This is a genomic window from Parasegetibacter sp. NRK P23 (assembly GCF_023721715.1).
Classification (GTDB): domain Bacteria; phylum Bacteroidota; class Bacteroidia; order Chitinophagales; family Chitinophagaceae; genus Parasegetibacter.
The window spans coordinates 91,946-117,985 of sequence record NZ_JAMDLG010000017.1 but is presented as its reverse complement, the minus strand read 5'-3'; the positions used below and the strand labels follow the sequence as shown (position 1 = coordinate 117,985).

General features: G+C 50.1%; 17 protein-coding genes. 6 read left to right on the top strand and 11 right to left on the bottom strand.

Going from position 1 to position 26,040, the window contains the following annotated elements; translation table 11 throughout:
- Positions 1-14 precede the first annotated feature (14 nt).
- The 7 genes from M4J38_RS18205 to M4J38_RS18175 form a co-directional block, all read right to left on the bottom strand.
- Positions 15-1,688 (bottom strand): NADPH-dependent assimilatory sulfite reductase hemoprotein subunit, encoded by a 1,674-nt coding sequence (locus M4J38_RS18205; RefSeq protein ID WP_251761238.1) that lies wholly within the window; start codon positions 1,686-1,688, stop codon positions 15-17.
- An 18-nt stretch (positions 1,689-1,706) separates the two neighbouring features.
- A complete protein-coding gene (locus M4J38_RS18200; protein ID WP_251761237.1) occupies positions 1,707-3,407 on the bottom strand; it encodes a sulfite reductase flavoprotein subunit alpha in 1,701 nt (566 codons plus the stop codon).
- A complete protein-coding gene (gene cobA, locus M4J38_RS18195; RefSeq protein ID WP_251761236.1) occupies positions 3,391-4,251 on the bottom strand; it encodes a uroporphyrinogen-III C-methyltransferase in 861 nt (286 codons plus the stop codon). The genes M4J38_RS18200 and cobA overlap by 17 nt, the downstream gene beginning before the upstream one ends.
- Positions 4,252-4,455: 204 nt before the next feature.
- Positions 4,456-5,700: a sulfate adenylyltransferase subunit 1 gene (locus M4J38_RS18190; RefSeq protein ID WP_251761235.1), complete on the bottom strand. Its 1,245-nt coding sequence runs from the start codon at positions 5,698-5,700 to the stop codon at positions 4,456-4,458.
- A gap of 39 nt (positions 5,701-5,739) precedes the next feature.
- Positions 5,740-6,648: a sulfate adenylyltransferase subunit CysD gene (cysD, locus tag M4J38_RS18185; protein ID WP_251761234.1), complete on the bottom strand. Its 909-nt coding sequence runs from the start codon at positions 6,646-6,648 to the stop codon at positions 5,740-5,742.
- A 32-nt stretch (positions 6,649-6,680) separates the two neighbouring features.
- Positions 6,681-7,394: a phosphoadenylyl-sulfate reductase gene (locus tag M4J38_RS18180; RefSeq protein ID WP_251761233.1), complete on the bottom strand. Its 714-nt coding sequence runs from the start codon at positions 7,392-7,394 to the stop codon at positions 6,681-6,683.
- Between the two features lie 268 nt (positions 7,395-7,662).
- A complete protein-coding gene (locus tag M4J38_RS18175) occupies positions 7,663-11,106 on the bottom strand; it encodes a TraB/GumN family protein (RefSeq protein ID WP_251761232.1) in 3,444 nt (1,147 codons plus the stop codon).
- Positions 11,107-11,205: 99 nt separating this feature from the next.
- Here M4J38_RS18175 and M4J38_RS18170 point away from each other — a divergent pair, with 99 nt between their 5' ends.
- Positions 11,206-12,033, top strand: coding sequence for a DUF3667 domain-containing protein (locus M4J38_RS18170; RefSeq protein ID WP_251761231.1), 828 nt, complete (start codon positions 11,206-11,208; stop codon positions 12,031-12,033).
- 42 nt (positions 12,034-12,075) lie between these two features.
- On the opposite strand, the gene M4J38_RS18165 is transcribed toward M4J38_RS18170, so the two are convergent.
- The 4 genes from M4J38_RS18165 to M4J38_RS18150 form a co-directional block, all read right to left on the bottom strand.
- Complete coding sequence (locus M4J38_RS18165) at positions 12,076-12,396, bottom strand: hypothetical protein (protein ID WP_251761230.1); 321 nt, start codon at positions 12,394-12,396, stop codon at positions 12,076-12,078.
- Between the two features lie 106 nt (positions 12,397-12,502).
- Positions 12,503-12,874, bottom strand: coding sequence for a hypothetical protein (locus tag M4J38_RS18160; RefSeq protein WP_251761229.1), 372 nt, complete (start codon positions 12,872-12,874; stop codon positions 12,503-12,505).
- 201 nt (positions 12,875-13,075) lie between these two features.
- Positions 13,076-13,504 carry an SRPBCC family protein gene (locus M4J38_RS18155; RefSeq protein ID WP_251761228.1) on the bottom strand — a complete coding sequence of 143 codons (429 nt, stop codon included), beginning with the start codon at positions 13,502-13,504 and terminating at the stop codon, positions 13,076-13,078.
- 101 nt (positions 13,505-13,605) lie between these two features.
- Positions 13,606-14,772 (bottom strand): LacI family DNA-binding transcriptional regulator, encoded by a 1,167-nt coding sequence (locus M4J38_RS18150; protein ID WP_251761227.1) that lies wholly within the window; start codon positions 14,770-14,772, stop codon positions 13,606-13,608.
- Between the two features lie 226 nt (positions 14,773-14,998).
- Here M4J38_RS18150 and M4J38_RS18145 point away from each other — a divergent pair, with 226 nt between their 5' ends.
- Genes M4J38_RS18145 through M4J38_RS18125 form a run of 5 tightly spaced genes read left to right on the top strand, consistent with a single transcriptional unit; the run spans position 14,999 to position 26,018 of the window.
- Positions 14,999-18,145, top strand: coding sequence for a TonB-dependent receptor (locus M4J38_RS18145; RefSeq protein ID WP_251761226.1), 3,147 nt, complete (start codon positions 14,999-15,001; stop codon positions 18,143-18,145).
- 10 nt (positions 18,146-18,155) lie between these two features.
- A complete protein-coding gene (locus tag M4J38_RS18140; protein ID WP_251761225.1) occupies positions 18,156-19,643 on the top strand; it encodes a RagB/SusD family nutrient uptake outer membrane protein in 1,488 nt (495 codons plus the stop codon).
- Between the two features lie 32 nt (positions 19,644-19,675).
- Complete coding sequence (locus M4J38_RS18135) at positions 19,676-21,946, top strand: FAD-dependent oxidoreductase (protein ID WP_251761224.1); 2,271 nt, start codon at positions 19,676-19,678, stop codon at positions 21,944-21,946.
- A gap of 6 nt (positions 21,947-21,952) precedes the next feature.
- Positions 21,953-23,629, top strand: a complete 1,677-nt coding sequence (locus tag M4J38_RS18130; protein WP_251761223.1) for a sodium:solute symporter family protein — start codon at positions 21,953-21,955, stop codon at positions 23,627-23,629.
- Between the two features lie 4 nt (positions 23,630-23,633).
- Positions 23,634-26,018 (top strand): hypothetical protein, encoded by a 2,385-nt coding sequence (locus M4J38_RS18125; protein WP_251761222.1) that lies wholly within the window; start codon positions 23,634-23,636, stop codon positions 26,016-26,018.
- Positions 26,019-26,040 lie beyond the last annotated feature (22 nt).

Below are 26,040 nucleotides of genomic sequence, written 5' to 3'. Positions count from 1 at the left end.
CTCGTGGCTGAAAATTAAAAGTTAACCCATTGCTTCCGAACGGCAAAATCGCCGAAATGTTCGCCCTTGTTCTTTTCAAGCGCAAAGCTCGCGAAAAGACCATCCAATGTTTCTAAAATTTCCGCTTCGTTGATGTTCTCGCGGTAAATTTTATTCAGCCGCATACCTTCATGGTCACCACCCAGGTGCAGGTTGTAACGGCCCGGACCCGTGCCCACGAACCCAATCTCGGAGATGTGGGAGCGGCCGCAGCCGTTCGGACAGCCGGTCATTCGGGTGATGATGTTTTCTTTCTGAAGGGAATGTTTGGTCAGCAGGTCATCAATTTTAGTGATGAGCTCTGGCAGGTAACGTTGTCCTTCGGCCAGCGCCAGCGGACAGGTAGGCAAAGCCACGCAGGCCATGCTGTTGCGGCGCAGGGGGGAAGCGGCTTCGGTAAATGCGATCACCCCGTGCTTCTCGAGTATGGTGTGTACTTTCTTTTTGTCGGCGGGTTTCACATCGGCAACAATCAATCCCTGGTTACCCGTGAAACGGATATTGGAAAGCCGTGCTTCGGTGATTTCCAGTAGTGCAGATTTCAGCGTTTGCTGTTCATCGTCCAGTACGCGTCCGTTCTCCGCGAAAACGGTGTAGTGCCAGTTCCCGGTATGGTCCTTTTCCCAACCGTAGCGGTCGGTACGCTCCGTAAATTTGTAGGGACGCGGTTCTTCCAGTTTGAAGCCGATCCTTCTTTCCAGTTCTTCCCGGAACCACTGCACGCCTACTTTGTCGACGGTGTATTTGAGGCGCGCCAGTTTCCTGTCGCTCCGGTTACCATAATCGCGTTGGATGGTGAGTACTTCGTAGATGGCCTTTAATGTTTTTTCTTCCGTATCGGTAAAGCCGATCACAGTGGCCACACGGGCGTAGGTTTCCGGGTTGCCATGTGTGGTGGACAATCCCCCGCCGATAGCGATGTTGAAGCCTTTCAGTTCATTGTTTTCCACGATGGCAATCAGGCCGATGTCGTTGGCCAGTACATCGGGATCGTTGTTGGGTGGAATGGCGATGGCTATTTTGAATTTACGGGGAAGGTAGCGGTCCTGGTACAGCGGATCGGCTTCTTCCTTTTTATCTTCTATCTTTTCTTCATCCAGCCATATCTCGTAATAGGCGCGGGTTTTGGGCATCAGGTGGCGGCTGATCTTATCGGCATACGCAAATACCTGTGCGTGAACGGGTGTTTCGTTGGGATGCGCGGACACGATCACGTTCCGGTTGATATCGCCGCAGGTGGCGATGGAATCCAGGTTGGCCCTGTTGAATGCCTGTAATGTTGGTTTGATGTGCGATTTCAGGATGCCGTGCAACTGAAGCGTCTGGCGCGTGGTGATTTTGATCACGCCGGTGGAATGCGCTCCGGCTATATGGTGCGTGGCCACCCATTGTTCCGGGGTCAGGAAACCACCGGGGAGGCGCAAACGAATCATGAAAGAATAGAGCCGGTCCAGCTTTTTGGCGGCGCGTTCCTCGCGGCGGTCGCGGTCGTCCTGCTGGTACATGCCGTGGAACTTGATCACGGCCTGGTCGTCTTCACGGATGGAACCGGTGATCTGGTCGCCCAGACTTTCCTTAATAGTACCGCGCAGTCCGTCGCTTTCTTTTTTTATTTTCTCTATCGGAGAATGTTGTTGCTGTTGTGACATGGGAAAAATTCTTCTGGATTAATAAACGTCTTTCAGGTAACGGCCCTCGTTGGAAAGCTGTTCCAGGTATTGCGCGGCTTTTTCTTCGGTGAGGTTGCCCTGTTCTGCAATAATCTCGAGCAGGGTTCTTTCCACATCTACGCTCATCGGTTCCTTCGCGCCGCAAACATAAACGGATGCGCCGTTTTTCAGCCAGGCGTATAGTTCTTCGGCTTTCTCCTTCATGCGGTGCTGCACATATATTTTCGCTTCCTGGTCGCGGGAGAAAGCAAGGTCGATATTGGTGAGTACGCCTGTATTGAAGAAATCCTGCAATTCGGTTTGGTAAAGAAAATCGGATACGAAATGCTGTTCGCCAAAGAACAACCAGTTTCTGCCCGTTGCGCCTGTGCTGTCCCGTTCTGCAAGGAAGGAGCGGAAGGGGGCGATACCGGTTCCTGGTCCGATCATGATTACATCTTTATCGGGGGCGGGTAAACGAAAATGATTGTTGGGATGAATATAAAATTCCACTTCGGTATTTTCCGCCAGTCCGTTGAGGAAAGTAGAGCAGAATCCGTAATGTATTTCATCGTTCACCACATAGGTATTGCGTGCCACGGTGAGGTGCAGTTCTCCGCTGTGCGCGTTGGGCGAAGAGGCGATGGAATAGAGCCGTGGCGTAATGGGTTCCAGTATATCAACGAGTTGCTGCACCGGAACGGAATCGGCCAGGGGATATATTTTCAGCAGATTCAGCAGGTCGATCTTTGTTTCAGGGATATCCTGCTGGGCGAGCGCCGCGTACTTTTTAACCACACGTTCCGGGAGATGAATGATGCTGATCTTTTTAGTAAGAAGTGCGCGCAGTTCCCAGGATTCATTTTTGAACTGCACCTGTTCTGTTCCCGCGCATCCGGTAATGTCGAGGATGGCCTGCACTTCTTCCCCTTTGTTGTGGGGAACGAAGCCTGCGGCATCTCCGGGTTGATAAACAATCTCTTCGTCACACACGATCTCGATGTGATGGGTTTCTTTGGAAGAGCCGCGGTCGTTGAGGTCCACATTCGTGGCGATGGTGCCGGTATATTGTTTTTTACCTGATTTGGCTCTTACGGGAACGGGGGCTGGTTGCGCTGCACCGTTTCCGTGCTCCAGGGTTTTCAGCACCTGTTCAAACCATTGCGCGGCCTCCGCTTCATAATCGGTATCACATTTCACGATAGGCAAAACTCTTGAAGCGCCTTTCTTTTCAAACAACTGATCGATCTCTTCACCGGCCTGGCAGAAGAGCGGGTAAGAAGTATCGCCCAAAGCGAGGATCCCGTATTTGAGTTGCTGATAGGTTTTATCGGAAGAACGCAGGTGGTCGAAGAATTTGATGGCCGCAGCCGGTGGTTCGCCGTCGCCCTGCGTACTGACCACGGAAAAGAAATATTCTTCTTTGGAAAGATCGTTTACGCGGTACTGGTCCAGTCCGGCCAGTTTTACCTGGATGCCTTTTTTCTTGGCCACGCCCGCGAAAGTGGTGGCGAGTTTTTTGGCGTTCCCCGTTTCGGTACCATAGGTAAGGGTGATCTTGTTCACCTTAACGGCCGAAGCAACTGGCGTTTCTGCCACAGGTGACGCGGAAGACTGCGCTACCAGACCGGCAAGGTATCCATTCATCCAGATGAGTTCTTCTTTGGTGGAACCGCTCACCAGTTCCTGTAAAGTTTTCCATTTAAGCTCTGCTAACATGGGGCGCTTGTTTTATGTGAGATGCCTGAACGCTGCGTGGCTGGCTTCCCACCGGTTTGAAATACAGCTCGCGGCTGGCGCTGTTGGGCAGCCATGCGAATTGCTTGTGCAGGTGCACCACTTTTCCTATAATGAGCAGGGCGGGAGAGAGGTAGGTTTCCTGCCCCAGGTTCTGTTCGTAATCGTATATATCGGAGATGCGCACCTGTTGCAGCGGCGTGGTGGCCTGTTCAATCACAGCCACGGCACGGTCCGCAGGAATCTTGTGCGCAATGAGTTTCTGAATGAGTTCAAGTGAAGTATCCCCCGACATATAGAACACAAGCGTGTCCTCGGTTTGCGCGAGTTCCGCCCAATACGCATCAGAAAGGATTTCTTTTTTATAGTAAGTAAGTAAACGTACCGCAGTAGAATGTTCCCGCGCCGTAAGCGGCATACCGGCATAGGCGGCGGCACCTAGTGCAGCAGTGATGCCCGGTACAATTTCGTAAGCGATACCGTAAGCTTTCAACGCAAGCAGTTCATCCAGTATATTGGAGAAAATAGAAACATCACCACCTTTCAGCCGAACCACTTTTTTCCCGGCCAGCGCATGTTCCACGATCAATTCGTTGATGGTTTCCTGTGGCGTGGATTTTCCCCTCCTGCATTGCTTCCCAGCAAAAATCACCAATGCGCCTTCACTCACATGCGCTTTCAGGATATCCTCACTTACCAGCCTATCCGTGATCACCACTTCGGCCTCCCGCAGCAGGCGCGCGGCCTTCAGCGTAAGCAACTCCGGATCACCCGGACCGGCACCCACCAGGGCCACTGTTGTTTTGAAGTTTTTTCCGTGTTGCATGTACCTGGTTTTGGTTAAAAAGTCTATTTATATTGTAGGCTATTATCCCGAAAGAAAGCTCCGCATATCTACAAGATGCGCCATGCTAAACTGCATAACAAAACAAGCGCTTCCAAATCTCAACCGCTACAAACCTTGTCTATGCTTTGCGTCCTTGCCCCCTTGCGCTGCGCAGTGCGAAGCACAAAGCAGTTGCGTGAAATTCTACCCCTGAATCATACAAGCCCCCACCGTCACATGACTCGTTTCATCAATCAATATCCCGCCCCCATTGGAACGCAATACCTGGTAAGCATCGTAAGCAATAGGCGTAGCCGTCTTAATCGTTGCCCGCACAATATCATTCAACCCCGCTTTTTCCGGCGCTTCCAGTTTCTGCAACGAATTCACGTCCAGTTTATAACTGATCTCTTTCACCACGCTGCGTACCCGCTGGCTGTTGATCTGGAAAAGGTATTTATTACCCGGCACCAGCGGCTTGCTGTCCATCCAGCAGAGCAATACTTCCAGTTCCTGGCTGGTGTTTGGAATATCGGAAGAAGGAACAATCATATCTCCCCGGCTAATGTCCACATCATCTTCCAGGTGGAGCACGATGCTTTGTGGCGCGAATGCTTCTTCTACTTCTTTTCCACCCAGTTCAATGGCGGAGATGGTAGATTCGGCGAAGGAAGGAAGAATGGTTACTTTATCTCCTTTTTTGTACACGCCGCTGATGATTTTTCCGGCATAGCCGCGGTAATCGTGCAGTTCATCCGTTTGGGGACGGATCACGTACTGAACGGGAAAACGTGCGGTGGTATGGTTCACATCGTCTTGTACCTGCACTTCTTCCAGGAACGAAAGTAATGCGGGCCCTTCATACCAGGGCGTGGCTTCACTTTTATCCACGATATTATCGCCACGGATGGCGCTGATGGGCACGTAATGCACATCTTTCAACCCCAGTTCCTGGGCCAGGTTGGCGTAGTCGATCACGATGTTATTGTACACATCCTGAGAAAAATCCACGAGGTCCATTTTATTGATGGCCACCACTACATGCGGGATGTTGAGCAGGGAGGCGATAATGGAGTGGCGGCGGGTTTGCTCAACCACTCCATGCCTGGCGTCTATCAGGATGATGATGAGTTCCGAGTTGGAGGCGCCGGTCACCATGTTGCGGGTATATTGGATATGCCCTGGTGCGTCGGCGATGATGAATTTGCGTTTGGGGGTGGCGAAATATTTATAGGCCACATCGATGGTGATGCCCTGTTCGCGTTCCGCACGGAGTCCATCGGTGAGTAACGCGAGGTCGATTTCCCCGTCGGATTTGTTTTTACTTTGCTTTTCGATGGCTTCGAGTTGGTCGATCATGATCGATTTGCTGTCGTAGAGCAAGCGGCCGATCAGGGTGCTTTTCCCATCATCTACTGAGCCTGCTGTTATAAAACGAAGAATATCCATGTTGCCGTTATTTAAAGGCCGGAGCCTGCTGTCAGATAATTAGAAGTAACCGTTCTTTTTCCTGTCTTCCATCGCCGCTTCGCTGGTTCTGTCGTCGATCCTTGTTTCGCCGCGTTCGCTGGTTTTGGTGGCGGTGATTTCGCGGATGATATCATCGATGGTGGAAGCGGTGGAGGCTACGGCTGCGGTACAGGTCATGTCGCCTACGGTACGGTAACGAACGGTTTTGTTCACTACGGTATCTCCGGGTTCCAGTTGAATGAATTCGGAAGTAGCGATGTACTGTCCTTCATATTCGAGTACTTCACGTTCATGGGCGAAATAAATAGAGGGCAGTTCAATGCCTTCGCGTTTGATGTAGTTCCATACATCCAGTTCAGTCCAGTTGCTGATGGGGAACACGCGCACATTCTCGCCTTTGCTGATTTTTCCGTTATAGATGCTCCACAGTTCGGGACGTTGGCGCTTGGGGTCCCACTGACCGAACTCGTCGCGTACGGAGAATATCCTTTCTTTCGCGCGGGCCTTCTCTTCATCCCTTCTGGCACCGCCGATGCAGGCGTCGAATTTGAATTCTTCGATGGTATCCAGCAGGGTATAGGTTTGAAGCGCGTTGCGGCTGGCGAATTTGCCTTTGGGTTCAGTGAGTTGTTTGGCTTTAATGGTATCGCCCACGTTGCGGACGATGAGTTTCTCGCCGAGTTTCTCCGCAAGTTCATCCCTGTATTTTAATGCTTCCGGGAAATTGTGTCCGGTATCGATGTGTACAAGGGGAAAGGGGAACTTGCCCGGACGAAAGGCTTTCAACGCCAGTTGTACCAGGGTGATGGAATCTTTTCCGCCCGAGAACAGGAGGGCTGGACGCTCGAACTGGCCCGCCACTTCCCGGAAGATGTGGATGGCTTCGGCTTCCAACTGATCGAGGTAATCTAATCTGTACTTGCTCATACGCTTGTTTCTTTCTCTGCTAAGGATGAATATTATTGATGAACGTGGAGTCCACATTCTTTTTTAGCGGCATCTTCCCACCACCATCTTCCTGCCCGGAAATCTTCTCCTTCCCGGATGGCGCGTGTGCAGGGCTGGCAGCCAATGCTCACGAAACCTTTGTCGTGAAGCGGGTTGTACGGAATATTGTGCTCATGAATGAACGCCTTCACTTGGTCGAAACTCCAGTGCAGGATGGGGTGGTATTTGATGATGTTGTTGCTGGCATCGTATTCCACCTGCGGAATGTCCTGGCGGTCGGGAGAATGTTCTGCCCTCAGGCCTGTGATCCATATTTCCCGGCCTTTCAGCGCTCTTTTTAGCGGCTCTACCTTTCGGATGAAACAACATTCTTTCCTGTTCTCCAGCGATTCGTAAAAAGATTGCGGTCCTTTCTCACTGAGCAGTGTTTCCACCGCCGCTGCCTGGGGATAATATGCTTTGATGTGGGTATTGTACCGCTCGTTGGTGCTGCGCCAAACGGAATAGGTTTCCGGGAAAATCCGGCCCGTGTCGAGCGTAAAGATGTCAATGGGAAGATTTTCCTTCAGGATGATATGGCTGATGGCCTGGTCTTCGTAACTGAAACTGGAGGAAAACACCACTTTTCCGGGGAAGTTTTCCGCCAGCCATTTTAATGCTCCGGCTTCATTCAGTCCATTAATACTGTAGGATATATGTTCAACTTGTTCATTTATTTCCGGCATACGCGTAGATTTCTGGTGGTTAAAAATCGAAATACGGACCTGTTCAACTGCTTAACAGCAACAGCTCACAGTATAATTGCGCATTCCCGAAATGATGGTTGCCTGTAAGATCATACACACTAATAGTCTACTGGTTCGATAGATATTTGAAACAAAGATAATTCCTGCCGGTAATATGGCCAACTAATTTTCCATCAAACTGGTGGACTAAGTGTTAAAAACGCCTGTGAATACGTGAAAAACTAACGGGTGTTTGGTGAAAAAACGGTCAGTCCATGTTTTCATAATGAAATTCGAGGTAATTTTTCAGCAAGGTATCCAGTTTGGAGGCATCAAATTCTTCCTCCCAATAAATGCCGGAAACATCCTTCATAGGGAAGATGTCTTTTGAATTAAGGATATACCCACCCGAAACCCCCAGGTAGGAAACGGCATCTTCCTCCGTTCCAAACGTGACTTTATAGAGTATGAAATGGTATTTTTTCTTGTTGTAGGTACCGGTCTTTTCTGCCACCAGTTTCACCGTATCCGGTTCCTGTTCATCACTGGCGAGTTGGTACATGCTGCCTTCGGCCATCGCGCCTCGCGTAAGGTATTCCGCGGGGAACAGGTGCACCAGTTGCAGGGTTTCCAGTTCTTCATACAAACTCATGCGCAGTGCTTTGCTGGCCGCGATTTCTTTTATAGTGGCCGTTGGTATTTTTTTCTTCTTTTCCAACAGCACCATGGCGGCGCCTTTTTTAAGGTAAACGTCTTCGTGCTGCAGCATTAGTTCCATCGCTTTGAGCAAGGTGGGCGTGCCCAGAGAGTCTGCAAGGTTGATCAGCGCCCATAGCCTGTAGTCCGGTTCTTCTGCTTTTTGTCCGGCGAGCTTTTTGGAGAGGTAGCTGGAAAAATAATCCTGGAAGGGTGAAATTTCCTTTGGCGACAATTTACCCTGGTTCAGCAGGGAATGCGAGAGTTGGATCAGTGGCAGACAAAGCGCCGAGTCTTTGGCGGCTTTCATGAATTCCGGATAGTATTTTTTAGTGAGGCCGATACTGTCCTGCAGCAGATAACCGAGGTTGTGCGGTACTTCTTTATATGGTATTCCTTTTTCAAATAACTCCTGGAGTGCTTTATAACTTTCTTCAGTTGTAGTGGCGGCGAGCAGGGTAAGTGCGCTGGCCCTCACCGCGGGTTCCGTATGTGTGGCAAGAAATGTTTTGGCAAAAGAAATTATGGATGAATCACCTGTTTCCGCCAGTTTTTTCGCCAGCTGGTAATTGGTGTAGGCATCACGCTTATCTTCGAAAGGGGATGGGTAGGTTTGTTGAAGGGCATTACGCAGGAATTGATTTACGTCTTTTGTTCCAGGTAAAGATGGAATGGCCAGGTAGGCTTCATATCGAACGGTGGAATCTGGGTTCTGAAGTGCCGTGAGCAACAGGTCCGCTTTGGATTCAAACAAGGCCTCGCTTTTTTCCGGCACATCCCATTTAAAAGAGTTGAAGACCTGTGTATTGAAATCGCTGCGCAATTGCTCCGCTGCGCCGTTGGCGGACAATGTAGCCAGTACATTGTTTTTGAGGATATACCTCATTCGTGTATAAGAGTTGAAAGAGCCTTTTGTTTTACCGGTGAACTCCATGGAAGGCTGGGTGCCGCTGGCGTAAACGGGGTTGCCCGCAAGTTCATAAGTTTCTTCGTGCTCCTTCAGTAATTGTTCCCACAAACTGTTTTCAGAAGGGTACCAGTTGTACTTTCCGATGGTGTCGAGGGTAATCGAGTAGGTGGTATGCGTGGTGGAATCATAGGCATAAAAATCCGGGATTTCACCTTCCGTTTCATCTTTCAAAATGTCATCGGGTGTGAGGAGTGAAATTCCCCATTCACTGATCGGTGTTTTTCGCAGTGAAGGTGCCGTGTTTTCGGGGAAAGACACCTCGTGTAAAAAACGGTGGATGGGTTCTTTACGCAGTTCTGCTGAATCCCCGATGGCTACAAGCATCAATAGTCCGTTGTTGGCCACAACAGTGGCGCCGCGCATAAACAGCTCCTTATCATCTGCTGAAGTTCCTTCGTAAAGGAGCCATTTCCTTCCATCGATAATCTTTTCTTTCACGACACTATCGCGCAGGGTTTCTTCCAGGTTTGTGACCACGTTGTGGTACATGATGCTATCGTTCGTGATATAGAATTTTTTATTGATCGTTTTAGAGATCACCATCAGGTAAGTTCCGGTAGCCAGGTGCATACCTGCTTTTGTTTCCATGGTCCAGGCCTCATCTTCGGCATCACTCATTTCTGCGGACCTTACCATTTCCGCCGGTGCTTTAATCTGTGCTCCGTTTAAGGTGGTGAGCAGGTATGTTTTTTCGGAAACTTTATTTTCCCGGTAAGGGGCTATCACAGCGGAGGAGAAAAATCTTTGTTCTGTGGAATCCCGGGCCGCGGTTGTTTTTTGTTGAACCCCTGCCAGTGCATACACTTTGTTCTGCCTGATGAAGAGGCGCACGCGCATTTTTCCACCGTACATATTACCATAATACTCACGTCCCGGCACGCCGTTCAGGGTCACATTTGCGGAGTCGGTCAGTTTTCCCGCCTTGAACATTTGCCTTCCCATGGCGCCGATTGTTTGCATGGGGTCGGCCTTGGCCATAGAGGGGGCTCCAGTTATAGCCATTCCATAAAAAGCGGTGTTTTCAAACAGGTCGAAGTAATAGTGCATATCCAATACGCCCATGAAGTTGATTTTTTCGGTTTTCCCGGGCGTAAAAAATGAAAATCCCGCAAGGGTATCCTTAAACTGCACCCATGGTGATGGAACTTCGGAGAACTGGTATTTTGATAGGTCCTTCTTTTGGGAAGACAGCACCGGCTCCACAGCATATCCCTTTTTTCGCAATAAATTGATCAGTCCCTCCGTGCCTGGTAAGTGGGCGGCACCGGTGGCGAAGAATGTGTTGCGCAGTCGGGCGAGGCTATCGATCCTGCCGCTCATTTTATAGTTTCTCCTGATAAGAATCGCGTCAGCGAGCGAATCTTCCGAGGCCTTGATGATGAGCGCTTCCACTGCGTTCAGGTCCTCTTTCTGGTAGATGCCGATGAGTTTTTCGAGCATCAGGGCGTTTTCCGCACGGAATGGGTTTGTGGCGATGGCGTCTTCCAGGTCTCTGGTCCTGACCTTTTTTATCAGTCCCGTCTGATCCGAAAGGTCTTCGATCCCGCCCGTCCATTTGCCTTGTTTTTGGGTCATCCCGTACAGATAGGCGTCCAGAAATGTCTGCATGTTTTCCGCACCCTGTGATTTTTTCAGCCAGGTATGTTTTCTTTCCAGGATATCATTCAGCGTAAGCTTATTGGCTGGTTTTTTCAGTTTGCGTGCAAGCGCTTCCCTGTATTGGAGAAAAGTCTCATCCGGATTATCTTCCTCCAGGAACTCTTTTTTGATGGCATCAGAAACGGCCAGTTGTATAGAATAATTGGCGGCTTCCTCCATATTTAATTCAGTGGCTATCCCTGCTGTTTTTTCCAGCGCGCCCAAAACTGAGTCGCCCAACATGAATACACGTTTATCAGTAAGGTGGATGGTGCCGAAAAGGTAGGAGGGTTTTTCCAGCCCGTTGCCTGAAATGCGCCACAGCAATGTGTTTTGAAGATTGTCATTTTTTTGTGCTGAAGCGAAAAATGGCAGCAGAAAGGCCAGGATAATAATACGGGGATGCATGGGGTAAAAGGATTGGTTTCCGGCAACAAGATAAGGAGCTTCCTGCTTATGGTGAAAAAATGATATAACTGCTTATATTAGAGGAACAACCTGAAAAACATGGAGCATTGCCTTAACTGTGGCCAGGAACTTACGGCGGAAGATCGTTTTTGCCCGAAATGCGCGCAAAAAGCGCATACGCACCGTTTAACGCTGGCTCATTTTTTCCATGAATTTTTTCATGCGTTCACCCATACCGATAAAGGCATCCTGCATTTGTTGAAAGCGCTCGCGTTGCGTCCGGGAACGGTGGCCCGGGAATATATGGCGGGGAAACGGAAGAAGTATTTCAATCCCTTCACTTTTTTCCTGATCATCATGGGAATCTTTGTTTTCACCGGAACGGTGTTCCGCAAATCCGATATTGCCGTACGTCCTGATGAGCAGGTGTTGCGCCGGATACCTTCGGAAGAGGGGCGAAATCAATATGTTGCCACCATGCAGCGGGTAGAAAACGTGCGCAACTTTACGAACAAACACGGGAACGTAATTGCGATGGTGGCCATTCCTTTCCTGTCGCTGCTCACCTGGCTTTTTTTCCGGCGGAAGGGGTACAATTACGCTGAACACCTTACGGCGAACATGCTGTTCATTACGTTCAGCAACCTGCTCTTCGCTTTGCTGGTGTTTCCGCTGGCTGGCATCTTAAAAGGAACGGCGGGACTGGGTATACTGTACCTCGCTGCATTTGTGGTGCAGGCCCTGTACCTGTCGTGGGGATTGAATGGTTTCCTGCTGTTGAACACCGCGGGGGAAAGAATGCGTTCGCTGGCGGTTAGTTTTTCAGGCATTATATTATGGGTGTTGTTTTCCCAATTGGTATTTGCGGTATACATCTACCAGAACTTGAACTTCCCGCAATACTTCACCCGTATGTTCGGGCAATAAAAAAAGGCGGCATTGCTGCCGCCTGCTGAGCAAGGTGCCATCTTACTGTTTCAGCTTCTCTGCGTTGTTTCCGATCCCGTAATATCCTTTCGAAGGGGCCGCTGGGGTGGAAGTTGAAACGATGGTAATGGGTTTTTGTAATTTCCTGTTATTGGTTCCGATGGAATAATAGCCTTTCTGAACGGAAGGCGCTGTTGCGGAGCGCTTAATGGTAATGCCTTCTGATGGCGCTTTTTTAGTTTTTTCCGCGTTCTTTCCTATAGAATAATAGCCTTTTGTGGGCTTGTTGTCGTTGTTGGATTGTGCGCTGGCTGCGAAAGTTCCTGAAATAAGGAGGACAGCGATGAAGAATTGCTTTTTCATACGTGTAGAATTAAATAGCTTGAATAATAGTTGTTGCTGACGGTAATAGTTCTTCTTTTCTTCCCTGCCGGGAAAAATCATGATTCGTCTGTGATGGAAGTCAATTCTATAGTATAAAAACGCAGTGCCGCAGGTAGAGTGGGAGCGGACTTGCGTGCAGGAAGTTTTCCGGGAGTCCATACTGAATGGCGGCTACTGAAGGTGCATTTTCTTCCCGGATAATGATGGAGCTGAATCCCGCGGGACGGGGTGCTTTAACCTTACCTGAAAGGTGTTTGGCTGTTTTCTTGAGCTGGCAGTTGATGGAGAAGTCTTCTTCCGAACTGGAAGCGGAAGTCTCCTGAACCGGTTGCTGAAGTTGCTGTTTGATGCCCGCGGTTACATGCGCATAAGAAGCCTTGTTGGAGACATGCCCCATACCCGCAACCGTGGCTGCGAGGTAAACAATGCTTAATATGAGTGCCGCGACTTTTTTCATCTTGCGGCAAAGGTACGGCAGGGCGGGTGGGGATATGCTTAGGTTTTTGTTAAAATCAGGTTCACGCTAAGACGCACTGCTTCCTGCTTCGTTTCACGCCAAGACGCAAAGGAGCAAGGACGCGAAGAATTGTTGAAGTGCTACAGGCTGAGTGGAATAGGTGGAAGATATAACGCGCTGAAAAAACTCCCTGTGAGAAAATTAATTCGCCTCCGTATAAGCCTTAAAATTATCCAGGATCGCCTGCCATCCTGCTTTTTGCATTTCTACCGGGTTCATGCTTTCAGCTTCAAAAGTTTCAACGATCCTGGTTGTAGTTCCTGATGGGAAAAATTGAACAGCAACTTTCCTGTTATCGGCCAGTACATACGCGATGAATTCGTGGTGCTTCACATCCGTGTAGGTTCCCTCGAAATCGAATCCCATGCTTCCGTCTTTCGCTTCCATGCGGGTATTCAGTTTGCCGCCTGGGGTGAGGTCGTTGGTGGCGCGGGGTGCATGCCATTCGTCGGAGGCGGCACACCATTGGGTGATATGGGTCGGCTCGTTCCAATAGGTCCAGGCTTTTTCAACAGGTGCGTTAACAGTGGTTTCAATTGTAATAACGGGGTTGTTGGTGGTATTTTCCATCTTGTTTTTATTTTGATGTAAACTTAGAGAGAATAACGGGAACGAATAGTGGCTGGTAACGACAAAAATAGGAGGGAATGCGACATGGGGAAATAAAGCCATTACCCCTCCCGCCCCGATGATCTCCGCTCAATCAACCGCGTCTTCAACACCGTAGAGGCCGGAATATTAAATGAAGGATCATTGATTTTATTAAGCAGCAAATGCACACAGGTCTCCGCCATTTGTTCTATCGGTTGTTCCAGCGTGGTGAGCGAAGGCTCTATTACTTCGGAACGGGAATCGTTGCTGAAACCTACGATGCCCAGGTCCGGACCAACGCGGAGCCCCCGGTTCCGGGCTTCGATGATCAGTGCAATAGCGGCAGGATCGTTCACTGCGAATACCGCATCCAGGTCGGTGTTTTTGTCCAGCAGGGATTGGGCGCATTTCTGGGCGCCCTGTAAACTCAGGTCGTGGTAAACAACCCGGTTGGGATCATATTCCAGTCCGTGGTGAGCGAGTGCATCACGGTAACCCCGGAGCCGGTTCTTGCTGATCTGCAGGTTATCCGGGCCACCGATATGGCCAATCTTTTTATAGCCATTGTGAATAAGGTGCTCCACGCCCATGAAGGCACCATGGTAATCATCGGCCAGCACTTTGGGAAAACCGGGCCTGTTTTTCACGCGGTTGAAGAGGATGACCGGTACACCCGCTTCTTCAAAAACATGCAGGTGCTCCAGCGACTTTGTTTCACTGCTCAACGACAACAAAATTCCATCCACCTGATAAGCGAATAATCTTTTCAGTACTTCCATCTCGTTGCTGAAACTTTCGTTGGAATGGCAGATCAGCACCTCATAACCCGCAAGAGAAGCTGCTTTCTGCGCGATGATGATGAATTGCGAAAAGAAATTCGTGATCAGTTCAGGCACAACAATGCCAATCGAATAGCTCTTCCTTTTAACCAGGCTCGAGGCAAAGTAATTGGGAACATAGTTCAGTTCCTGCGCTTTCTTCAGTACAGCGTTCCTTGTTTCCAGGTTAATTTCACTGCTGTTCCGCAACGCACGTGAAACGGTGGATTTCGAGATTTTCAGTTGCTGTGCAATATCAAGTATTGTTGCATGGTGCCGCAGTGAGGCCCCTACAGGAACAGTTGGCGGCGGCACAGATTGCAGCGTGAAATAATAGCTGCAGTGCCGGCAAACATAACGCTGTTTCCCCCGCACCTGCCCGGCTTTGGCAATACCGCTTACTTCATTGCATTTGATGCATCTTATCACGGTCCTGTTTTTGAGTTGCGGTCTGAAAAATAACGAAATTCAGCCACTTCCAACGGGGATTATCTTTATTCATATCCGGGTCTATAACGGGAATGCTTACCGGGAACGGTGCCGAAATCGTTCCCGATACATCTTGTGGATAAGCCGGATTTCAGGATTGAAGAACAACCGTAATTTAGTCCCATTCGCATGAACCGGATGTTACAACCATCCACTAACGATTGATATGCTTATGAATAAAATGAACCCCAACCTGCCAGGGGCACTACGTTTTTGCCTCACACTACTGGTCGCTTGTTTAACTGCGCTCACAGTAGCGGCCCAATCCCAAACCATTAAAGGCACTATTACCGATGAAAATGGCCAGCCTGTTGCCGGCGCCACCGTTCGCGTGAAGAACAGCCAGCAGGCCACCACTTCCGGCGATGATGGCGTGTACACCTTAACCAATGTGGCCACCGGCGCTGTGCTGATCATCAGCTACACCGGTTACGAGCAGCGGGAAGTGCCAACTTCGGGTACCGCCTACCAGAATGTTCAACTTAAAAAACTGGATAAGTTGCTCGACGATGTGGTGGTGGTTGGATACGGTTCCCGGAAAAAATCCGAGGTAACCGGCGCCATTACTACAGTAAAAGCTTCCGATCTTTTACAGACACCCATCGCCAACCTGGCACAGGGGCTGCAAGGAAGAGTACCTGGTTTGCAGATCACCCAGAACAATGCCGCTCCCGGCGGCAGCATCAGCGTGCGCCTTCGTGGTACCAATTCCATCAACGGGTCTTCCGAACCGCTGTATATTATTGACGGGGTACAAATACAGAATACCACGGCACCCGGCGTTTCAGGTCCCCCAACATTGGGCAATATCAGCAGCGTGGGGGGGAACGCGAACAACGTGAGTTCACTTTCTTTCCTGAACCCGAATGATATTGAGTCGATAGAAGTATTGAAAGATGCTTCCGCGGCAGCGATTTACGGTTCACAGGCCGCCAACGGGGTGATCATCATTACCACTAAACGCGGCAAGGCCGGCACTTCGCTGGTGAGTTACGATGGGTATTATGGGTTGCAACAGGTTGCCAATACCATCCCCATGCTGAACGCGTCTGAATTCGCACGGATCGAAAATGAAATCTACAACAACAACCGTTTCCCGCAACCCGATTCCTTCGGCGTGGGCACCGATTGGCAGGATGTTTTGTTCCGTACCGCGCCCATACAAAGCCATCAGCTCAGTTTCTCGGGTGGAAACGACAAAACCCAGGCCTTGCTTTCGCTGAACTACTTCAACCAGGAAGGTGTGGTGGTGAACTCGAAGTTCGATCGTTTTTCCGTTAGATTGAACCTGGATCACCAGGTGAAAAGCTGGTTGAAGATCGGAACGAATACGACCATGACACGTTCCGTGAACAACCGCGTACAAACAGGTTCTGTGAATAACGATGGTGGCGGACTCACCCAATCGCTGATCGGGGCCGCACTCGCAGCGCCACCCACCCTGAAGCCCTACAATACAGACGGCAGCATCTGGGCCTGGCGGGATCAACCCTACGGATCCTTCTATTCTGAATTGAGGAATCCCGTGCTGGGCCTGCAAACAATGGACATTACCCGCACCAATACCGTACTGAGCAATGTGTATGTGGATGTGTTCCCCCTGAAAGGATTGCGCTACAGGATCAACCTCAGCGCCAATACCAACAATGCGCTCAACGATTATTATTTCCCCACTTCAGCATTCTCCTCCGGGGAAATATCGCTTGCAGGAGGACTCGGTGGTTACGGGATGAAGTATAACAGCAATTTCATCCGCCTCATGCACGAAAGCATCCTCACTTACGATAAAACATTCAATGAGGACCATGCGCTGAAACTTACCGGCGTTTTCAGCACGCTGGAAAACAACAACAATTACAATTACATGATCGGCTACGGTTTCATCAACGACGCCACGGCCAACGAAGCGCTGCAAACCGCCAGAACTTTTTCAGTAAGTACAGGACGCACAAAAGACGCGCTGATCTCCTACCTCGGAAGGATCAACTACAATTACAAAGGGAAATATTTCCTTGACCTTACTGCGCGTGCCGATGGCAGCAGCAAATTCGGAGAAAACAATAAATATGGTTTCTTCCCCGCAGCCGCCGTGGCCTGGAACATCAGCCGGGAAGATTTTATGGACAATATTGGCAGTATTACGAACCTGAAACTCAGGGCCAGCATAGGTAAAACCGGAAACCAGGCCGCTATTGAACCTTACCAGTCGCTGGCAACGGTGGCAGCCGGAAACGACTATGTGTTCAACAACACCCTCAACAAGGCCATCCTGCCCAATGGTGTGCCCAATCCCGACCTGAGATGGGAAACCTCGGTTCAGTCTGATATCGGATTGGAAGCGGATTTCTTCAACAACAGGCTGAACTTCGTGATTGATGCCTACCTCAAAAGAACAACGGATCTTATCTACCGGAAAAATCTCCCGCTCTCCTCCGGATATGAAACGGTGACCGGGAACTTCGCTTCCATCGAAAACAAAGGGATAGAAATAGCGCTGGGCGGAGATATTATCCGGAACAACAATTTCCGCTGGACCATGAACACCAATTTCACCATCAACCGCAACAAGTTGCTGCGTCTCGCTGATGATACCACCCGCGAAACGGCCATCAACAACTTTAATATCCTGCGGGTGGGTAGTCCGCTCGGGTTATTCAAGACTTATGTTTATGATGGAATCTTCCAGACAGGAGATGTAATTCTGCCCGGTCAGCCCGTTACCAATCCACGCCCCGGTACACAAAGAGTAAAAGATGTGGCCGGTGGTCCTGACGGGAAACCAGATGGAAGAATTTCTGAAGCCGACCGCATTGTTACAGGTGATGCAAACCCAAAATTCATCTATGGTTTCTCCACCAACATTACCTACAAAAACTTCGATTTCGCCGCCTTCTTCTCGGGTGTGTATGGGAATAAAATCTTCAACATCGCGCGCTGGTCGCTGGAGAATCCCGTTGGTGGCCGTAACCTGGTGGCAGGCGCCGCGAACAGGTGGACACCTTCCAATACTACTGCCGATCACCAGACTGCGACAGGAAGCCAGGGCGGAAGATTGCCTTTGTCTGACAGGTACCTCGAAAACGGCTCCTTCCTCCGTTGCAAGAACCTCTCGCTTGGTTATACTTTCAAAGTAAAGAATGTATCTAACCTCAGAACCTACATCAGCGCCAACAACCTGTTCACCATAACAGAATATACCGGCTTCGATCCGGAAGTAGGTTCTTTCGGCAACTCGAATACACAGTTCGGTGTAGACAACATCGTTTACCCCGCTTCACGCTCATTCCTGGTTGGTGTTCAGGTAACCCTCTAAAATGTTCATTATGAAAAAACTGATTTATATAAGTGTACTTTTCATTTCCTTCACCAGTTGCAAAAAAATGCTGGAGGAAACGGCTTATTCCGCCACCTATACCAAAGACTTCTATTCCAATGCCGCCGAAGCGGAAGCGGCCATTACCGCGGCTTATGGCAGTTTGTACGTGATGTACAGCAGCGGTGCGCCTTTCTTCGCCTCAGACTGGTCGGCTGATCAGACCTTCCCCCGGAACGTAGTGGGAAGAAATACCCTTACCCAATTTTCCTATGATCCGGCATATTCCGTGCAGAACAGCTTTGGCCGCGTGAATGAATCGCCCATGGAAATCTGGAGAAGGGCTTACCAGGCCATTGAAAGCGCCAACTGGGTAATCGAAAAAGTACCCGGCACTCCAATGGATGCCAACAGAAGGGACCAGATTGTGGGAGAAGCATTGTTCCTGCGCGCCTATTACCACTGGACACTTTCTAAAAACTTTGGCAGCGTGGTGATTAAAACAAGTCCGACCAACTCCATCGACAATGCCGTTGTGGGAAGGTCTCCCATTGATGATGTATATGCGCAGATATTCGATGACCTCACCAAAGCCGAACAAATGCTGCCCGATTACAGCGCGGCACTCGTAAAAGGAAGGGTAAGCAAACAATCGGCGCAACTCCTTCATGCCAAAGCTGCATTGTACAACGAAAAATGGGCCATCGCGCTGAACAAGGCGCAGGCCGTGATCAGCAGTAAAAAATGTACGCTGGTGCCTTCGTTCACCGACCTGTTCACCGCAGCCAAAAAAGACCTCGGTCGCCAGGAAGTAATGTTCGCCGTGGAACTCAACAACACGACCAATCCCATCAGGCAATCACAGATTCATTATTTCTATGCGCCGCTCGGTTCCAACGAATTCAATAAAGGTGGCGCGGGCGGTATTTATGCCTACAGCTCTTTCTACAATTCTTTCAAGACGGGAGATACCCGGAAAAATGTACTGGCCACCAGCTATATGACCACCGCGGGCGCCACGGTGTTGCAAGCCAACATTGATACACGACTCGCCACCAAGGACCTCGTGATCATGGGCAAATACAAGGACCCCAATTCCGTAGGGGCCTACGCCAGCAATAATATTTACCTCCTGCGTTATGCCGACGCGTTCCTGATTGCCGCCGAAGCGGAAGCCAGGGCAGGCGCTCCCGCTGAAACCGCTTACGCCAATGTTGATTCCGTAAGAAAAAGAGCAGGACTACCGGCACTTACCCGCGGCCTTTCCCAAACGGCCTTCATCGATTCGGTACTACAGGAAAGGTCCTGGGAGTTTTACGGGGAAGGCGATCGCTGGTACGACCTTACAAGGACCAACAAATTCCTGACCGTGATTCCCACAGCCGTAAATGCTGACTACCCAACACGTACACCCGCACCGAGGAACAAATATTTCCCGATACCGCAGGTGGAAATCAACGCTAACCCCAAACTTACCCAGAACGACGACTGGAAATAAATGACCATTGAACCTTATATAAGCTACTGCGCATGATAGTGAATGAAGGCGGAAACGCAAGAGAACTTTATACGGAGCACATTCAAGCCGACCTGGTAATAACGGGCGGAGGCATCAGCGGCGTGTGTTGCGCCATTACGGCCGCCAGAGAAGGATTGAAAGTAGTGCTGATACAGGACAGACCCGTGCTGGGGGGCAACGCTTCCAGTGAGGTCAGGCTGTGGATACTCGGCGCCACGTCCCATATGGGCAACAACAACCGCTGGGCAAGAGAAGGTGGGGTAATTGATGAATTGCTGGTGGAGAATACGTACAGAAATCCTGAAGGCAATCCCATCATCTTCGATTCTATCCTGCTGGAAAAAGTGTCGGAAGAAAAAAATATCCACCTGTTGCTGAATACCGCGGTGTACGAAGTCATGAAAAAAGATGCCGATACCATCAGCGGCGTAAAAGGGTATTGCAGCATCAACCAGACTGTTTACCATGTTCGTGCTCCTTTATTCTGTGATGCTTCAGGAGATGGTATTGTCGCTTTTCTTGCAGGCGCTGCTTTCAGGATGGGCGCTGAATCGAAGGAGGAATTCGGGGAGAAATTCGCGCCCTCACGGGAATACGGAGAACTGCTGGGGCACACCATCTACTTTTACTCTAAAGATACCGGAAGACCGGTTCAGTTCACGCCGCCATCTTTCGCACTGAAAGACATTGAGGATATTCCTCGGTACAAAACCTTCAACCTGAAGGACCAGGGCTGTAAACTCTGGTGGATCGAATACGGCGGCAGACTGGATACAATAAAGGAAGCCGAAAAGATCAAATGGGAACTCTGGCGCATCGTATATGGCGTCTGGAACTACATCAAGAATTCGGGCAATTTCCCTGAAGCAGCCAACTACACGCTGGAGTGGGTGGGCACAATTCCAGGGAAGCGCGAGAGCCGCCGTTTTGAAGGCGATTATATACTTACCCAGCAGGATGTGGTGGAACAACGCCACCAGGAAGATGCGGTATCTTACGGAGGCTGGTCCATCGACCTGCATCCCGCCGATGGTGTTTTCAGCGAACTGCCGGGTTGCAACCAGTGGCACAGCAAAGGTATTTACGATATTCCTTACAGAAGTCTTTACAGCCGTAATATCCGGAACCTTTTTCTTACGGGAAGGATCATCAGCGCCTCTCATGTGGCTTTCGGTTCCACCCGCGTAATGGGCACCGCCGCCAACAATGCGCAGGCCGTGGCCATGGCCGCGGTAATGGCTACCGAGAAAAATCTGCTGCCCCGTGAAGTGGGGCAGCAGATTCCGGCATTGCAACAAAGATTGCTGAGAAGCGGTCAGTTCATTCCGGGCGTAAAGAATATGGATATGGAGGACCTCGTTTCAAAGGCCACCATCACCGCTTCAAGCGAATACGCCTTAACGGAATTGCCTGAAAACGGAAACACACTGCCGTTTGATGTGGGCATGGCGCAAATGCTCCCCGTTTCACCCGGTAAACTCCCGCTGATACGGTTGCACCTTCATGCGAAGGAGCGCACCAGTGTTCCCGTGCAACTCGTGGGCAGCAGCAGGGTGGCGGGTTATACCCCCGATACCATCCTGGAAGAAAAATTGCTGCAACTGGAACCTGGTAGGAATTGCATAGAACTGGAATGGAACACCGCGTTCACGAAGCGCCAGTATGTTTTTCTCCTGTTCAGAAAAAATCCCGGGGTGTCGGCATATTTATCCGATGCCCGTTTGACGGGTGTGCTGTCGCTTTTTCAGGCGGAAAACAAAGCCGTTTCCAATACGGGTGAGCAAACACCGCCCGAAGATATTGGCGTGGACGCATTTGAATTCTGGACGCCCAAACGCCGTCCGGAAGGATGGAACATGGCGCTGCGCTTCGCGGAACCGGTCCATACTTTCTCAGCTGAAAATATCTGCAACGGCTATGCGCGGCCTTACCTTGCGCCCAATGCATGGGTGGCCGCAAAAGAAGATGCCACACCATTTGTAATGCTCACCTGGGAGCAGGAAGTGCGTATTTCCTCCATCCAACTCAGTTTCGATACCGATTTCGACCATCCCATGGAATCGGTGCTGATGCACCACCCGGAAAAGGAAATGCCCTTCTGCATCAGGAATTACTACATTTATGACGGACGTGGTAACCTGTTGCGGGAAGTTAAAGGCAACTACCAGACAAGGAATACGATTACACTGGAGGAACCCGTTTTAACCGATACGATTGTTGTGCGATGTGAACACCCATCCGACAGGGTTCCCGCCGCTATTTTTGAGATCAGATGTTATTAATACACTATGAGTACACTGGATTTTGTAGTAATGAGCGTGTTCGCGATCCTGATGGTCATCATCGGTTTGGTCTTTACCGTACAAAGCAGTAAGAGCGCGAGCTCCTTTTTTGAGGCGGGCGGACAAACACCCTGGTGGATCAACGGCCTTTCTTTGTTCATCTCTTATTTTTCAGCCGCCACCTTCGTGGTATGGGGTTCTATCGCTTACAAATACGGCCTGGTAGCCAATACCATTCAGTTCACGATGTGTTTGAGCGGACTGGTAACAGCGCTTTTTATAGCCGCACGCTGGAAAAGAACGGGTGCCACCACCGCGGCTGAATACCTCGGGAAACGCTATGGAAGAAACGCCAAACAATATTACAGTTATATGGTGCTGCTGTACAGCCTGGTGAGTACCGCCGCTGTATTGTATGCCGTAGGTAAAGTGGTGTATGTGGCCACGCCATTTTCGCTGGAAGCCTGCATCATCGCTATTGGCGTTACCATCATCATTTATACGACCGGCGGCGGATTGTGGGGCGTGCTCGCAACCGATGTGGTGCAGTTTGTGATCCTCTCCGCCGCGGTGATCATCATTATACCGTTGTCGCTTTCGGAAGTGGGGGGTATGACGAATTTTCTGGAAAAAGTCCCGGCCCGTTTTTTTGATCCGCTGAACACGGAATACGACCTCGGGTTTATGCTGTCCTTTTTTGTGTACCAGGTGGTGTACATCGCGGGCAACTGGAGTTATGTGCAGCGTTATACATCTGTTTCCACGCCGCGCAATGCTAAAAAGGTGGCCTGGCTTTTCGCTGGACTATACCTCGTGGCGCCGGTCATCTGGATGCTGCCACCCATGGTGTACCGCGTCATCAACCCGGCCCTGGAAGGCATGGAAGCGGAAGGCGCTTACATGATGCTGTGCCAGAAAGTGCTGCCTGCCGGACTCATCGGGCTGGTATTGTCGGGCATGATCGCAGCCACGGCCAGCAAGGCGAATACCACCATCAATACCGCGGCCATTATTTTCGCGCAGGATATTTATAAAGATGTGTTCTTCAAAAACAGTTCTGAAAAAAGGACTATTCTTGTGGCCCGTTTGTTTACCATTCTTTTTGGAGCAGGCACCATATTTCTTGCTATCCTGGTGCCCGCCGCAGGCGGAATCGTGAACGTGGTGCTGAGTACGGCGGCCATTGCGGGAGGAAGTTTGTTCGGTCCGGTGATCTTTTCGCTGTTTTCCAAACGGCAAACCGCCGGGTCACTGATCTGGATATCCGTCATCTCCCTGGTGGTAAGCCTTTTCTTTAAAGTGCTGGCCCCGGGAATGCTGGGCATCACCTTGTCGCGTACCATGGAAACTGTGTTGGGGGTTGGGTTGCCATTGCTGATGCTGAGTGTGTATGAAACATACGCTTATTATGTTGGTAACAATATTCCATTCCTTCACCTCAATACGGAAGGAAATGCCGCCTTTAACAGCGGCGAAGCCGTGAAACAGAACATCTTTGGCACCCGGGTGATTGCGCTGAGTACGGCATTCGTAGGCCTGGGCATCACTATACTCGGCGCCATCGCGGAGAACGGAAACATCGCCCTGGTAACGGGTGTGGTGGTCATGCTCGTAGCCCTGGCCGTGCTGATCAAAATGTTTGTAAACACCGCGAAGCCCGCGGAACTGAAGACTATTTCCTAAGCTCATGCAAAGTATCTATCGCACCATATTTCTGATCCGTTTACCTTTTTTAACAGGATGGCTGTTGGCGTTAACAGGAACATCGTTCGCACAAAACGGTGCACGCACCTGGTACAAAGGCGATGCACACATCGCATTCAAATGGCGGTTTGGCTACAGCGAATTTCCTTTTCCCGAAAACAATGTCGTAGCGCAACAAGACGCCCTGCGCGGAAAGTTCGGGTGGTACGACGGCGCTTTGTGGTCGCATCCCTACAAAACCTGGGACGGCAATGCGGTTCATGGCGTACAACTGCTCTTCAGAGGCGGTTCTCCTTATTCCCGCGAAGTAATGTGCACCAGTGAAACAGTACCTTATGAAGCAGCGGGAAAACCGGTATCTTTTTTAATTCCTTTTCAATACACCATCGGGTCGGAAGAAGCCATCGCTTTTTCGCTTCGCGTGAAAGGCGCTTCGGAAGAAACCATCGTTTGTAAACTGAATCCACAGGCAGAACAAACGATCACCGGAGGGTTGTTTAAAGTGAATTTCATCACCTTAAAAATTGCAGGATCCGGCAACGCGAAACCAGTGCTGAACGCCAGTGGTATGATGCACCTCACGGTTTATCCGCCATTGCTGGGTTACGGTGGAAGAACGGAGTTCTATTTCAGCTCATCCACCCGCCACATGGATGTGGAATCTTCTTTGCTCATCGGTTCACTTTACAGGGACATGCACCAGGCTGACCCTTATCTTCAACTTTCGGAATCGCCACTTTTAAAGGATACGATCAAAGCTGCAGCGGCATTACATGCGCAACAACTGCGCGAATGGCAGGTTGCCACCGCACAGCGTTCTGATGCGTTGTTACAGCAGGCGAAGGTGGAAGTTTTTTGTGCCGGTCCAACTGAAAAGCGCGACCGGGGTGAACGCCGTGTGACCGCTTACTCCGGCAACCCCGTAAAAGACTTTCAATACGGTGACCCTTCGCCTCAAATGGCTGGAATGGCAAAATCCGTGACCAACGCATTGGGAAAGAAATTCTCTCTGTTCCGCTACCAGCACCATTATCTGCCCTGGAAAATGGAGGATCCCGCGCAACTCGATTCCAGTCAGCTCACCTACCTCAAAGAATGGCTGACCGTAGCCAACACGTATGCCGATTCGGTCATGCTCGACCTGCAACTTTCTCCGGTCGTGAAGCTGTACAGGCAGCATACCAAAGCGGGAACCATTGCTTTACCGCAAGCGGGCATTCCCGGTGCAGAATGGGATAAGATAACGCAGGGCTATCTTACCACCCTGCGTTATGCGAAGCAGGTCTGTCCCAGGTTGAAGATCATCCAGATGCCTTATGAACTGGACAACATGTCGGATGCCGAAGTGCATGCGGATGCGCATTATATGTTCTATAAAAGTTTGTACGAAGCGGTATATCTTTTTAACGAAGGCCGTTCCGAAGCCGACCAGGTAAGGGTTGCAGGATTGGGCAGCAATAATCCCAACAGCCGCTGGGATTTTATTCAGGGTTTTTTAGAAAGGTACAGTAAAGATACGGGAGGCCGGAAACGCCTGGATTACCTCACCTGGCACACCTATCTTTTCCCGGGCAATTACCCGGCGATGATCAAAGGGGTGAACGATAGCCTTCAGCATTTGCTGAAAAAGTATGGACTGAACCCGGAACTTCCCGTTATCATCGATGAAATGGGACTGGCAGAACCTTCCACTATTGAGGACCTCAGCGATCTGCGCGGCGCCATGCGCAAAGAAGCCGCGATGGCCAACTTCAGCGCCGCTATTCACCATTATTATGAGCAGATGCCCGGCAACTGGATACCCATCAGTGGCGCGGGTTGGCATTTCGCCTTACTCACCTACGGGGAACAACAAGTTCTTTCCACTTACGCGAAAGGTATGTTGCTGCGGAATAAGCTCGGAGACGAAAAAATACCCGTAAAGTCCACACCGGTTGATGCGCAGGGGTTTGGGCTGCATGCCACCGCCACCAAAACAGCGGACCGCATCAGTGTGTTGCTGTACGCCGCTTCGCCATCAATTTTCTACAGCCAGGCAACACCGCTCTCGTATAAAAATATTGAACTTGTGCTGAAAGATATTCCGCCGCATTTCAGGGACCGGGTGTTGAAGGTTACCCAATTTTTCAGTACACCGGAAGACAGCGCCATGCTTCGTGTATTGTCCCGTGATGAATACCAGACCTTGCCGCTTACCCGTGGCGCAGACCGGTATGAAAAAGATTTTACGGAAAAAGAAGCAGCACTGTTGAACCGCATTGATACCCGTTCTTACCAGGTTACTTCAGGCAAAAATATGCTCTTGTTGCCAGTGGACCTGGACACATACGGGATGTTGCTCGTTGAAATAGAATTGCTGAAAAAATAAAATATTTAATTGCGATACATGA